Genomic DNA, 12,937 nt, shown 5'->3' on the forward strand with positions numbered 1-12,937 from the left:
AACTGCAGTACGTGCTGCAACGCCGTCACGACGATCGGCAGGGCAAGCTGACCCCGGACGTGGTCATGCGCGTCGTGAAGGCACTGGCCGCAATAGGCGTGGGCTCCCTGCTCAACCACGACGAGGACATCTGGCACGACTGGGCTCGGTCGACGATCAATGACACTCGCTCCCGTGGGTTCCTCAGCTACGCATCCCGGGTGATCGCCGACCTGGCCGAAGCCGGCGGCTGGGACGCCGAATACCCGCGCGATGTCTGGCGCATGCGCCGGCTCGGCTACGACGGAGACCGCACGCTGCGGTTCGGCGGTATTCCGCAGCCGTGGCTGCGGGATCTGGCCAAGCGGTGGGCCCGGTGGCGGCTGTCGACCGGATTGGGCCTGGAAGCCGGCGGCGGCAGGCCGGTCGTTGTGCTCACCCGCTTCGCCGGGTTCCTCGCCGACATCGGCGTCGAGAGCATCGACCGGATCGACCGGCCGGTGCTGGAGCGCTATCTGGCCAACCTGCGCGGCGACTCCATCGGTGCCCAACGTCGCGGGACCCATATCGGGCTGCTCAACCGGTTCTTCGCCGCCGTTCGCCAACACCGTTGGGACACAGACCTTCCCGCAGACGCGATGTTCTTCGCCGAGGACTACCCGAAACGCGACGAACGGTTGCCTCGGGCACTGGCCGAACAGGTCATGGCTCAGCTCGAGGATCCCGACAACCTCGCCCGATTCACCGATCCTGCCCACCGGTTGATCACGATCATCTTGATGCGTTGCGGGCTACGGATCACCGATGCGCTACGGCTGCGCCGCGATTGTGTGGTCGCCGACGCCGAAGGTGCTCCGTATCTGCGCTACCTCAACCACAAGATGAAACGCGACGCGTTGGTGCCCATCGACGTGCAGTTGCGCGAGCTCACCGCCGAACATCGCAACCGCACCGCCCAGCGTTGGCCGGCAGGCACGCCGGTGTTGTTCCCACGGCCGACGAAGAACATTGACGGCACCCACCCGATCGCCAGCCCCACCTACCGGATGGCGCTGTTGCGCTGGCTGTCCGTCTGCGACATCCGTGACGAGCACGGCCAGCCGGTGCACCTAACCCCGCACCAGTGGCGCCACACCCTGGGCACCCGGCTGATCAACCGCGACGTCCCACAAGAGGTCGTGCGACGCATCCTGGACCACGACTCCGCGCAGATGACCGGGCATTACGCCCGCCTGCACGACACCACCGTGCGCCGCCAGTGGGAGGCGGCCCGCAAGGTCGACATCCACCGCACCACAATCATTTTCGACCCGTCCGGTCCGATCGCCGCGGCCGCCTGGGCCAAACAGCGCCTCGGCCGAGCCACCCAGGCCCTACCCAACGGCTACTGCGGACTGCCGGTGCAGCAGAGCTGCCCGCACGCCAACGCACCGTTGACTGAACTAACTGGCCCAGCCGCGTGGCGTGGCGCGGCGTAATGCGCCGGCCCCGATAGCTTTCGGCCATGAACCAAGAGCCAGTACAAACCAGGGATGTAGCCCGTCTTGTTGTTTCTCGCTGTGGGGAGCTCGCCTCAACCGGCGATCTGGGTGAGCCTTACCGGTTGATCGACGCCGAGGGCGCCGTCGTGGAATCAGTGGCCGCGTTTCTACGGGAGCTGCTCGCGGCTGGGCGTTCTCCAGCGACGCTGCGTTCCTACGGCATGGACTTGCTGCGGTGGTGGAGATTCCTCGGCGCGGTCGATGTCGATTGGCGCCGCGCGACGCGGATCGAAGCGCGCGATTTCAGCTGTTGGATTCAGCTGACGGTCAAACACCGGAGAAGGCCATCGTCGGACCAAGTGGTTGCAACCGTGGAGTCGGTTGGGCCGCCGAACCCCGTAACGGGCAAGGCCGCCCTCGGCCCCGGGTATGCCCCGGCGACGATCGCTCACAGCGAGACGGTGCTACGCGGCTTCTACGACTTCCAGCGTGACCTCGGTGCCGGACCGATCTTGAATCCGTTTCCCCTCGATATCGCACGTCGGTCGGAGCGGGCGAATGCCCACCACAACCCGATGGAGGCCTGGAAGCACGACCGTGTAGGGCGCTATCGCCCCAAAATGCCGCAGCGGATTCCGCGGGCGATACCCGACGATCGGTTCAACACGCTGTTCACCGCGCTGCCGTCGAATCGGGACCGAGCAATGGTTGCATTCTGGATCTCAACGGGAGCCCGCGCGTCCGAGCTGCTGGGGGTTCGCCAGTGCGATGTCGACCCAGGCCAACAACTGATCACCGTGGTGCGCAAGGGTTCCCGCGCCATACAGCAACTGCCCGCGGCGGCGGACGCATTTGTGTGGCTCCGCCTGTATCAGCAAGACCTGCAGGCCAAGTTGCCGCGTGGCCGGACCCGGCCGCTGTGGTGGACACTACGCCGACCACACCGTCCGCTGACCTATCACGCCGCGCACAGGATGTTCGAGCGGGCCAATGCCTGCCTGGGCTCGGATTGGACGTTGCACGACCTGCGGCACAGCGCCGCGATGCGGATGGCGCGGGATCCGCAGATGACGTTGAGCGACGTGCAGTGGGTGATGGGCCACGCCCACTTGACCACCACCGAGTTGTATTTGACGCCCTCCAAAGAGGAGGTCGTAGCGAGTGTGCTGGCTCACCACGCGCGGCAAGCGGCGCGGCGCGAAGATCCGGTTCCACCGCCGCCGGCGCCGGGCTACGACCCGCAGTCGCTGAGCGTCCTGTTCGGGAGGTCGATGTGACCACGATCGCCAAACACGTTGCGCGCAAACCACTTGCCGTGGCGAATGCGACCAAGACTCAGATCAGCGGGCGGAACAAGCAGCTGCGCGAACGGTTCCCCGCCCGTCAGCCCGAGCATTGTGGGGCAGCCACGGCCGGAACCGCCCAGGACACCATGGTCAGGCTGACCTCCGGATTGTTTACCTCGGATGTCAAGGGGACCCAGGCGGGTCGACGACGCGGTGTGACCAAGCTGCTGGACTGGCTGGCGACGTTTCCGGGCGACACCTGGCAACAGCGTTGGGAACTCAGTGGCGTCGAGCAGCATCCCGGCAAGACCTGGACCGGGCTCTCACTGAGGTGGCTGCAGGAGCGCGGTCAGGACGCGTCGTACGACGTCGACGATCTGGCCTCGGGCCTGCTCGTGTTGATCTGCGGCGACGTCATCCGTCCGGGTGTGCCGTGGATGCTTACCCGCACCCACGCCCGGCTGGCCGGTGCGATGGCGCACATCAGAGACCCGCAAGGGTTCGCCCAGCTGCGGCGACTCGCCGAGACCCAACCGGCCAGCTCCGCCGTCGACGCGCGGGTCGCGGCGACCAGGATCGCGACCATCCTCGCGTGCAAGGGCGGACGTGTCGCCGACATCACTGTCGGCGACTGTGTCGAACTGGTCGACACCCTGCGCCAGGTACACGCTCGCGGCGGACAAAAGAAGGTCGACTTCTACCTACGCCTGCGTGCGATTGGCATCTTCCCCGACGATGCGCCGCACACGATTCGCGCATTCGGGCAAGCCACCGGGCGACTCACGATCGAAGAATTAGTGGATCGATATCCGTTGCGTTGCCGACCCATTCGCGACCTGCTTGTCGACTACCTGCGGGAACGTCAGCCGTCGCTGGACTTCGCCAGCATCGACGCGATCTCCCGCAGCCTGGCCGGGCTGTTCTGGGCCCGCATCGAAGCCATCGCACCGGGCATCGACACCCTGCAGCTGCCCCAGGACGTCATCCGGACCTGGAAGGACGACCTGGCCACCAAGAAGCGAACGATCACCAACGCCGCCGGTGAGCAGATCGAGGTCGCAACCCCGCGACTCAACGCCAAAGACGAACTACTCCGGGTGCGAGCGTTCTACCTCGACATCGCTCAATGGGCCGTCGACGATCCCGCCCGATGGGCCCGGTGGGCGGCTCCCTGCCCGATTGGCGACGCCGAGATCCGACGAGCCAAGGAACGCAAACACCGCAAGGCTCGGATGGACCAGCGCACCCGCGAACGACTGCCTGTGCTGCCGGTGCTGGTGCGCACCGCGAACGAGCGCCGCCGCACCGCACAACAGTTCTTGCAGGCCGCTGACCAGACGGTGTCTGGAACCCTGATCCCCGGCACCGACGCCAAATTACGGAAAGCGCACGTCCCCAAAGCCATAGGCCGCCACGTCTGGGCCGACGACACGGCCACGGGCAAACGGCGCAACCTGTCCTACGAGGACGACGAGGCGTTCTGGGCGTTCGCGACGATTGAAGTATTGCGACTGACCGGCATCCGCTGTGAGGAACTGCTTGAACTCAGCCACCACAGCATCACCGAATACCGCCTGCCCTCCAGCGGCGAAGTGGTGCCGCTGCTGCAGATCGCCCCCTCCAAGACCGACACCGAACGCCTGCTGCTCGTCAGCCCCGAACTCGCCGACGTGCTCAGCGCCATCATCACCCGCCTCCGCGCACCAAGCGGTGCGATACCCCTGGTGCCGTCCTACGACACCCGAGAGCGAGTCTGGAACCCGCCGATGCCGCTGCTGTTCCAACGCGCCATCGGCAACGAGCACCGCCCCTTCACACCCAGTGCGATCCGCAAACTGCTCATCGACGCACTCGCCGCCAGCGGGCTCACCGACGCCACCGGCGAACCGCTGATTTTCTCGCCCCACGACTTCAGAAGGATCTTCGTCACCGACGCAATCATGAGCGGGCTACCACCGCACATCGCCCAAATCATCTGCGGGCACAAGACAATTGACACAACCATGGGATACAAAGCCGTCTACCCCATGGAAGCGATCGAAGCCCACCGAGCGTTCATCGCTCGCCGACGGGCAACCCGACCCAGCGAGGAGTACCGGACCCCGACCGAGGACGAGTGGGACGACTTCCTCGCCCACTTCGAGAAGCGCAAGGTGTCGGTCGGGACGTGCGGCCGCGCGTTTGGAACGCCGTGTTTTCACGAGCACGCTTGCGTCCGATGTTCGCTTCTCCGGCCGGACCCAGCGCAACGACCACGCCTGGAAGAGATCCGCAGCAACCTCGAGGACCGAATCGAGGAGGCCAAACTTCACGGCTGGCTCGGCGAAGTCGAGGGACTCCAAGTCAGCCTCGCCGGGGTGAAAGACAAACTCACTCAGATCGACACGAGCCGTCGCCTCGCGGTCGACCTCGGAACCCCCTCCCTACCAACAAATGCGCGGCCACGATGAACGGATCGCTAAGTGCCCCAGCTAAGTTCAGAGAAGCCTGTCTGACCTGTCCGATGTTCCTCACCACCGCCGAGTTCCTGCCCCAGCACCACCAGCAGCGGCAACAGAGCCTGCAGCTGATCACCGCCGCCCAAGCCCGCGGACAACAACGTCTGGCCGAGATGAACCACCAAATCCTGCACAACCTGGACAACATCATCACCGCCCTCAACGATCCACAACCAGGGAAGGCCAAACATGCCGGCTGACAACAGCATCCACCTCATCCACGCCGCCCAGCAGCGGCACGAACACACCCGCGCCAAGGCCATCGCTGCGATGCACGAACTCGACCGGACCGGCGCCCTGCTCACCTTCGAATCCGTCGCCCGCCACGCCGGTGTCTCCCGCTCGTGGATCTACACCCAAACCGACCTCAAAGACGAGATCCGCCGGCTCCGCACCCAACACCGACCCGAGCCAAGCACACCGTTACCCGCCCGACAACGCGCCAGCGACGACTCCCCGCGGCAGCGCCTCGAAATCGCCAACCGCCGCAACCGCGAACTCGCCGACGAGAACCGGCGGCTACGCCGCCAACTGGCGTGCGCCCTTGGCCAACTCCGCGACGACACCGGCCGACATCATGAACCGACGCATCGCGATTCGGTAACAATCGGGCCGTGCTAACCGCCAAGCGATATCCATCTCCAACCGCGTCATGGACACCCTCCACGACACAAACCTGCAGGTCACAACAGCTACCGCGGCCAGAACTCCAGATAACAATCGAGTCACTCAACGCCCGCTACCGACGGGCGATCAAGGCTCGCGGCCATTTCCCCTCGGAGGCCGCGGCGCTGAAGTGCCTGTATATGGTGACTCGCTCCCTCGATCCCAAGGGCACCGGCCAGCAACGCTGGGCGGTCCGCTGGAAGCCCGCTTTGAACGCGTTCGCAGTAACATTCGCCAACAGAATGCCCGACCTCAACCGAGGATAGGGAAACGCCACTTACACCGAATTCCGGATGGACCCGTCGGCGAAGTGCGCGGCCACTTCGCCGGTCGTTAATCCTTTAGCGGTCAACGACAACACGATCTCGTCGATGCCGGTCAGCCGACGTTGGCGCTTCTTGACGATCTGCGGATCGAACGAGCTGTTGGTATCGCGCGGCACCTCGATCTCGACCGGTCCGATCTCGGTGAACACCGTCTTGGCCCGGGTGCCGTTGCGGGCGTTGCCGCTGCCACGTCCGACCGGGTCGTGCTTGTCATAGCCGAGGTGCTCGGCCATCTCTGCGTCCAGCGCGGTCTCCAATACATTCTTGGTGATCTGGTTGAGTAGCCCGTTCGGGCCGACCAGCTCCACGCCCTGCTCCTTGGCCTGGGCCAATAGTTGTTCAGCGAGCTGCTTTTGATCCACCTCGGTAGCCATGGGCTCGAGTGTTTCGGACATCATCAGTCCTTCCCGCCAAGCTCACGCTCGGCGTGTCAGACCAAGGTCAGATCCACCGCTGTTCAGACAGTCCCCATCCTCAGTTTCGATTGCAGGGACCAGATCTTGTTGAGCAACAGTGCCTTTGTGTCGTAACGGTGGTAGCCGACCACGGTGCGCACGATCGCCCAGTTCTTCTGCTCGACGTGGCAGCCGTCGTTTTTGTTTCCGGGCCGCGAGCGGGTGAAGGTGATCTGGCGCCGCTCGCACCAAGCCAGCAGGTGGTGGTTGATGAACTCGCTGCCGTTATCGAAAGCCCAGGATCGGGAAGGGCATGGTGGTGGCGATCGAGGTGCCTCACCAAAAAGTGAGCGCGAAGCGTGGGCTGGTGCCTCACGCATGGTGAGCGCGTGGGGGCTTGCACTACTTCGCCTTGGCCAATCGGTCGATTGACGGTTGCAATGCTTCCAGGTCGATGTGGCGGGCGGCGGCAAGGGCGTCGGTCTTGGTCTTGGCCAGGTCCAGTAGCTGCATTTGGATGGTGTTGATCTGCCGGGTCAAATCGGCCGGGTTGATGCCCTCGATTCGGGCGGACACATGCGAAAGCTGTTGCGCATCAAGTATTCCCGATTCCTGCAGACGTTGCCACGGCGTGGCCGGCGTGTCGTAGATGCGCGTGCGGCGACTGGCCGCGGTGGTGCTGTAGCCGATGGGCTTTTTCGTCGGGGTGAAGAAGTTGCACCGCAGCGACACCAGCTTCCACAGCCGGTTGAGCAGCTCCAGCTCCTCGGAGGTGTCGTAGCGCCAGTAGAACGCGTGTTTGCGCACCACGTGGTTGTTTTTTGACTCCACGTGCGCTTGGTCGTTCTTCTGGTACGGCCGCGAGTGGGTCTGGGCGATGTCGCGGGTCTGCAGCCAGGCGGCGACCTCGTGATTGATGAACTCACCGCCGCAGTCCAAAGCGAAAATCACCAGATCGAACGGGAACCGCTGTTGCAGCTCGTCGATGCCGGCCGTGATCCACTTCGAGGCGTTGTTGCGGATCGAGAAGTTCTCGGTCCAGCCGATCACCAGGTCGGTCATCGTCAGCGTGCGGGCGAACTCGCCGATCAATGTCGGGCCGCAGTGCGCCACGGTATCGGCCTCGATCACCCTCGGGGCCTCAGGTGCCTCATCGGCGCAGGTACGGATGGCGATCGAGTTACGCAGCAGCGGCGACGGTTTGGTCGTCGAGATGCCCTTGATGCGCATCCTGTCCCAGGGCCGGTTTCAGGTAGCGGTCCAGGGTGGCCGCGCTCATCGCCTTCAGCTCCGCTGATGCCGCCTCGGTGGCGAACGGCCTGTCAAGATCACCGGATTCAGCCAGCAGCGGCAGCCACAGACCCACCATGACCACCAGGTACTTGCCGCACGGCATGCCCATCAAGGCCCACACATACTCCAGCAGTGCCCTGGCGTCGTCGCTGAAGCCCCGCGGCCGCAACGTACGCCTGTCAACCTGCTCGGCCGGGTCCGGCAGCCTCGGGCCGGTCAGCATCCGCCGAGCCGTCGAGCGGCCCATCCCCGTGGTGGACACCACCCGATCCAAAATCTTGCTCTTGTCCGCCTTCAACGCCTTGCGGTACTGACCTCGCAGTTTGTTCGCTACCTGCCGCCTCGCAGCCATGTCGATCTTGCCTTCCACATCGGGCAGGCCTTCCGGGCCACGCGCTCAAAATAGGTGAGGCACCACCGCCGGCCACGCGCTCAAACTCAGTGAGGCACGCCGGACTATTGACAATTGGTCGATCTTTGTAAAAGATTGGTAATACCGTCTGTCCGGGGTATTCGGGAGCAGCCAGTTGCCCGGTCGACGGCCGTCAGTATCCGGGAATGACGGGCAAGGGATCCACGCTATGCAAAGCACTATGCAAGACGTTCCGCTTTCTGTGACATCGATCGTCAAGCATGCCAACTCCATTCACGCCGACCGCCGCGTCGTCACACCGACCGAGTCGGGCTACCGGGCCGCGACCTACGGCGAGGTCGGCCGGCGGGTCGGTCAGTTAGCTAATGCGCTGCATGACCTTGGCGTCACCGGCGATCAGCGTGTGGCTACCTTCCAGTGGAGCAACCAGGAACACTTGGAGGCCTATTGTGCGGTGCCGTCGATGGGCGCGGTGTTGCACACGCTCAATATTCGTCTTACCGCCGAGCAGCTTGGCTACATCGCCAACCACGCCGACGACAACATCGTCATCGTCGACATGTCGTTAGCGCCGCTACTTGCGCGTTCTTTGCCGGCCATATCGTCGGTGCACACGGTGATTGCGGTCGGTGAGGGCGATCCCGAGCCGCTACGGGCGGCCGGCAAGGCCGTCGTTTCGTACGAAGACCTGATCTCGACACATCCCACCGAGTTCGACTGGCCTGAACTCGATGAGACGTCGGCCTCGGCGATGTGCTACACCAGCGGCACCACCGGAAACCCCAAGGGCGTGGTCTACAGCCACCGATCCACCTACCTGCATTCACTGGCCGTCTGCACTGGCAACGGGTTGGGCATCGCTGAAGCCGACCGCATCTTGGCTATCGTGCCGATGTTTCAAGCCAATGCGTGGGGCCTTATCTATGCCGCGCTGATGGCGGGGGCCGAACTGGTACTCCCGCACCGATGGCTACAACCTGGAGCGCTGGTGGCCATCATCGAGGACACCCGCCCGACCGTGGCCGGTGCGGTGCCCACAATCTGGAATGACGTCCGGCACTTCCTGGGCTGCGAGCCCGGTCATGACATCTCGTCGCTGCGTCTGGTCGCGTGCGGCGGATCGGCGGTACCGGTGTCACTGATGCGCGGCTTCGAACGCGACCACGGCGTACCGATCGTGCAGGCGTGGGGAATGACCGAAACCTCGCCGCTGGCCACGGTGGCCAAACCGCCGACTGGGCTCGACGAAGACCAACAGTGGGCGCTGCGTGCCACCCAGGGCCGCCCGATATGCGGCGTGGAAATCCGGCTGCGCAACGACCAGGATCGCACCCTGCCGTGCAACGGAGAAGCGGTCGGCGAGATCCAAGCCCGCGGGCCGTGGGTAACTGGCTCTTATTTTCGCGACGACGACGCCGACAAGTTCGACCAGGGGTGGCTGCGCACTGGCGATGTCGGCCACGTCGACGAGCATGGCTTCTTGACGCTGACCGACCGTGCCAAAGACGTCATCAAGTCCGGCGGGGAGTGGATTTCGTCGGTCGAATTGGAGAATTTGCTGATCGCCCATTCCGGGGTACATGAAGCCGCGGTCATCGGTGTGCCCGACGAGAAGTGGCAGGAGCGTCCACTCGCTCTAGTGGTGGTCAAACCCGGCGCCGATATCACGCCAGATGAGCTACGTGCCTTCTTAGACGGCAAAGTCGCTACGTGGTGGATCCCGGAGCGCTGGGCCTTCGTCCCCGAAATCCCGCGAACCAGCGTCGGTAAATACGACAAGAAAGTGCTTCGGGCATGTTACACCGCCGGTGACTACAACATCGTGGAATTCGTCTAGCGACCAAGGTTCGCTAGACCCGGCAATGCAGCCGAATAATTAAGGAGGTTACATGGCAACCACACGTTACCATTCGCTGGGTGCCGGCGGGCTGAACTGGGAAAGCGTGCCACTCAGGCTGTTCGCTGGCGGCATCGCCAAACTCTGGGACCCCGCCAATATCGACTTCTCCCGCGACAGCGCCGATTGGGAGGCGCTTTCCGACCGCGAACGCGTGTACGTCACCCGATTGTGCGCGGGCTTCATTGCCGGAGAGGAAGCAGTCACCCAGGACATCCAGCCGTTCATGGCCGCAATGCGGGCCGAAGGCCGGCTCGGCGACGAGATGTACTTGACGCAGTTTGCGTTCGAGGAAGCCAAACACACCCAGGCGTTCCGCTTGTGGCTCGATGCCGTCGGGGTGCGCGACGACTTACATAGTTTCCTCGATCAAACTCCGGCATACCGGCAGTTGTTCGACGAGGAACTTCACGAATCGCTCAACACGCTCTATGTGGATCCCTCGCCGGCTGCCCAGGTTCGCGCTTCGGTGACGTACAACCACATCATCGAGGGCATGTTGGCGCTGACCGGCTACTACGCCTGGCACAAGATCTGCGTGGAGCACGGCATTCTTCCCGGCATGCAGCAGCTGATTCGGCACATCGGCGACGACGAGCGACGCCACATGGCATGGGGCACTTTCACCTGCCGGCGCCACGTCGCTGCCGACGACACCAATTGGACGGTGTTCGAAACGCGCATGAACGAACTCATTCCGCTGGGGCAGCGCCTGATCGACGAGGGTTCTGCACTGTATGGCGACGACATACCCTTCAATCTGTCAATCGACGAGATGAGGACCTATGCCACCGACAAGGGGATGCGCCGGTTCAGCACGATCAGCAGCGCCCGCGGGCGACCGCCCGAGGAAATCGACCTCGACTACTCGCCACTGCAGCTGGAGGACACCTTCGCGGACGAGGACGCGAGGGTGCTGGCCGGTTCGGCCTGACTTCGACGAGATCGGCGCCAGTGCGTAAAAACGCGGAATTTTTGCGCTGGAGTCGATTCGGCACTGCGAGTACCAACACTGCTCCAGCTTAGTTGCCGTCGCCGGTGCCACTATCTCGGCACGCTTCAAAGATCCGCGATGGCGCAACGCTCCAAGCGGCGGCGAGGCCAGTCATTGACCGCACGACCCGGAGGAGACGACACACGATGCGTCGACCACTTGAGGACGGCTACTTCACGATGCCCAACGGCGATGAGCAGCCGCGGTTGATCGGTTCCTATAGCCCTGCTGCCGACAAGTACTTCTTCCCCCGCCGCCGCCGCTGTCCGTTGACGGGCGGCCCGGTCGAGGATGTCCTGCTGTCACCAACCGGCGAACTGTACGCCTGGACCTACGTCGAGTCGGCGTGGATGGGCAAGTCCCGGTTCGGCTCCACAGGCGACGGGCACGGTGTCGGCCAAGTTGACCTACCGGAGGGCGTGCGCGTGCAATCCATCCTGCGTGGCGAGATGGGCGACTGGGAGATCGGCATGCCCATGCAGCTTGAGGTCTACCCCCTCATGACCGATGCCGATGGCACTGAGCTGTGCTCGTTCCGCTTTTGCCCTACTCGACGGGGGGCATCTCGGTGATGGCCCGCGACGTCTATGTGATCGGCGTGGGGATGGCCCCGTTCGGCCAGCCGGACGCCAACGCGGCCGACTTGGGCTTCGGGGCCGGTGTCAACGCGCTCGGTGACGCCGGCATCGGCTTCGATGAAGTCGGCTACCTCTACAACGGCTACATCGGCGCCGGTCTGCTCACGGGTGTCACCCTTGCGAAGGATCTCGGGCTTACCGGCATCCCGATCACCCACGTCGAGAACGCGTCGGCCACCGGATCGTGCGCCTTCCATGAGGCGGTCCAGGTGGTGGCGGGGGGGAGCGTCGATATCGCGATGGCGCTAGGGTTTGACGACCTCAATCGCGCCACTCGAGCTATCGGGGGCAGCAAGCCCGGCATTGGCCAGGTGATCCTCCCGGCGGCGTTTTTCGCCATGTGGGCGACACGTCGCATGCACGAAGTGGGCACGACGGTCGAGACCTTCGCCGCCATCGCGGCAAAGAATTGGAACCATGCGCGGCTGAATCCCTACGCGCAACGTCGGGCCGACCATGAGGTCACCGTCGAAGAGATCCTCGCCTCGCGCATGATTTCCTACCCGCACACTTCGAAGATGGCCTGCGCCGCTGGCTCTGGGGCTGCGGCCGCGATCGTCGCGAGCCGCGAGGCGGCAGAGCGCGTGGCCGGTTCACGCCCGCTGGTGAAGGTGGTCGCCAGCCAGCAGCAGTCCGAGCAGTTCGTTGACGGCCACATTTTCATGGGTGCGGTCGTCGGTCCGGGCGAGCTCACCGCGGCCACGGCAAAGGCCGCCTACGACGAGGCCGGTGTCGGGCCGGCCGACCTCGACCTCGCCCACGTGCACGACGCATTCCCCATCGAGGAACTGATGTATTACGAGCTGCTCGGGGTGTGCGCGGCTGGGGAGGGGGACAAGCTCGTCTCCGAGGGCGCGACCAGCCTGGGTGGTCGTATCCCGTTCTCGACCGACGGCGGGCTGATCGGGCGCGGTCATCCCGGTGGGCCGACCGGCCTGGCCCAGATCTGGGATGTGACACGGCAGCTGCGGGGCGAGGCGGGCCCGCTGCAGGTCGAAGGCGCTCGAACCGGGCTTGCTCACATGATGGGCGCGGGCTCGGTCTGTGTCATCCACATCCTGCAGGCCGGGCGGTGACGTCATTCAACACATCCGATAAGAGAGAAATCGCC

The 12,937-nt window shown here is 64.4% G+C and carries 11 protein-coding genes and 3 pseudogenes; 10 read left to right on the plus strand and 4 right to left on the minus strand.

The annotated features are described in order from the left end of the window. The first annotated feature begins 11 nt into the window (after window positions 1-11). The 6 genes from U8D42_RS00290 (at window position 12) to U8D42_RS00315 (ending at window position 6,176) form a co-directional block, all read left to right on the plus strand. Window positions 12-1,457, plus strand: coding sequence for a tyrosine-type recombinase/integrase (locus U8D42_RS00290; RefSeq protein ID WP_224189100.1), 1,446 nt, complete (start codon window positions 12-14; stop codon window positions 1,455-1,457). A gap of 125 nt (window positions 1,458-1,582) precedes the next feature. Continuing rightward, window positions 1,583-2,737, plus strand: coding sequence for a tyrosine-type recombinase/integrase (locus U8D42_RS00295; protein WP_007168440.1), 1,155 nt, complete (start codon window positions 1,583-1,585; stop codon window positions 2,735-2,737). Then, on the plus strand, window positions 2,734-5,196 hold the full coding sequence (locus U8D42_RS00300; RefSeq protein ID WP_007168441.1) for a site-specific integrase: 2,463 nt from the start codon (window positions 2,734-2,736) through the stop codon (window positions 5,194-5,196). Before U8D42_RS00295 ends, U8D42_RS00300 begins: the two co-directional genes overlap by 4 nt. Before the next feature lie 53 nt (window positions 5,197-5,249). After that, window positions 5,250-5,444 carry a hypothetical protein gene (locus U8D42_RS00305; RefSeq protein WP_007168442.1) on the plus strand — a complete coding sequence of 65 codons (195 nt, stop codon included), beginning with the start codon at window positions 5,250-5,252 and terminating at the stop codon, window positions 5,442-5,444. Beyond that, a complete protein-coding gene (locus U8D42_RS00310; RefSeq protein WP_007168443.1) occupies window positions 5,434-5,865 on the plus strand; it encodes a DUF6262 family protein in 432 nt (143 codons plus the stop codon). Before U8D42_RS00305 ends, U8D42_RS00310 begins: the two co-directional genes overlap by 11 nt. Then, window positions 5,859-6,176 (plus strand): transposase, encoded by a 318-nt coding sequence (locus tag U8D42_RS00315; protein WP_075630241.1) that lies wholly within the window; start codon window positions 5,859-5,861, stop codon window positions 6,174-6,176. The genes U8D42_RS00310 and U8D42_RS00315 overlap by 7 nt, the downstream gene beginning before the upstream one ends. 35 nt (window positions 6,177-6,211) lie before the next feature. Here U8D42_RS00315 and U8D42_RS00320 read toward each other — a convergent pair. From U8D42_RS00320 to U8D42_RS00335, 4 genes and pseudogenes are all read right to left on the minus strand, one after another. Continuing rightward, window positions 6,212-6,610: pseudogene (locus U8D42_RS00320) on the minus strand (transposase); the annotation flags it as partial. Between the two features lie 143 nt (window positions 6,611-6,753). Beyond that, a pseudogene (locus U8D42_RS00325) lies at window positions 6,754-6,921 on the minus strand (integrase); the annotation flags it as partial. 112 nt (window positions 6,922-7,033) lie between these two features. Next, complete coding sequence (locus U8D42_RS00330; RefSeq protein ID WP_224112851.1) at window positions 7,034-7,861, minus strand: integrase catalytic domain-containing protein; 828 nt, start codon at window positions 7,859-7,861, stop codon at window positions 7,034-7,036. Between the two features lie 25 nt (window positions 7,862-7,886). Then, window positions 7,887-8,171: pseudogene (locus U8D42_RS00335) on the minus strand (integrase catalytic domain-containing protein); the annotation flags it as partial. A gap of 334 nt (window positions 8,172-8,505) precedes the next feature. Here U8D42_RS00335 and U8D42_RS00340 point away from each other — a divergent pair. The 4 genes from U8D42_RS00340 (at window position 8,506) to U8D42_RS00355 (ending at window position 12,902) form a co-directional block, all read left to right on the plus strand. Continuing rightward, on the plus strand, window positions 8,506-10,134 hold the full coding sequence (locus U8D42_RS00340) for a long-chain fatty acid--CoA ligase (protein ID WP_007168449.1): 1,629 nt from the start codon (window positions 8,506-8,508) through the stop codon (window positions 10,132-10,134). Window positions 10,135-10,186: 52 nt separating this feature from the next. Then, window positions 10,187-11,128: a R2-like ligand-binding oxidase gene (locus U8D42_RS00345; RefSeq protein ID WP_007168450.1), complete on the plus strand. Its 942-nt coding sequence runs from the start codon at window positions 10,187-10,189 to the stop codon at window positions 11,126-11,128. 206 nt (window positions 11,129-11,334) lie between these two features. Further along, window positions 11,335-11,760: a Zn-ribbon domain-containing OB-fold protein gene (locus U8D42_RS00350; RefSeq protein ID WP_007168451.1), complete on the plus strand. Its 426-nt coding sequence runs from the start codon at window positions 11,335-11,337 to the stop codon at window positions 11,758-11,760. Beyond that, window positions 11,760-12,902, plus strand: a complete 1,143-nt coding sequence (locus U8D42_RS00355) for a thiolase family protein (RefSeq protein ID WP_040622299.1) — start codon at window positions 11,760-11,762, stop codon at window positions 12,900-12,902. The genes U8D42_RS00350 and U8D42_RS00355 overlap by 1 nt, the downstream gene beginning before the upstream one ends. Window positions 12,903-12,937: the final 35 nt, after the last annotated feature.

This window comes from Mycobacterium europaeum (assembly GCF_034555895.2).
In the GTDB taxonomy this organism is placed as follows: Bacteria; Actinomycetota; Actinomycetes; order Mycobacteriales; family Mycobacteriaceae; genus Mycobacterium; species Mycobacterium europaeum.

Bases quoted from the DNA above. Each gene is read 5' to 3' on its own strand.
- U8D42_RS00310 (WP_007168443.1), top strand. From the start codon at position 5,434: ATGCCGGCTGACAACAGCATCCACCTCATCCACGCCGCCCAGCAGCGG.
- U8D42_RS00345 (WP_007168450.1), top strand. From the start codon at position 10,187: ATGGCAACCACACGTTACCATTCGCTGGGTGCCGGCGGGCTGAACTGG.
- U8D42_RS00340 (WP_007168449.1), top strand. From the start codon at position 8,506: ATGCAAAGCACTATGCAAGACGTTCCGCTTTCTGTGACATCGATCGTC.
- U8D42_RS00355 (WP_040622299.1), top strand. From the start codon at position 11,760: ATGGCCCGCGACGTCTATGTGATCGGCGTGGGGATGGCCCCGTTCGGC.
- U8D42_RS00350 (WP_007168451.1), top strand. From the start codon at position 11,335: ATGCGTCGACCACTTGAGGACGGCTACTTCACGATGCCCAACGGCGAT.
- U8D42_RS00330 (WP_224112851.1), bottom strand. From the start codon at position 7,861: ATGCGCATCAAGGGCATCTCGACGACCAAACCGTCGCCGCTGCTGCGT.
- U8D42_RS00305 (WP_007168442.1), top strand. From the start codon at position 5,250: ATGTTCCTCACCACCGCCGAGTTCCTGCCCCAGCACCACCAGCAGCGG.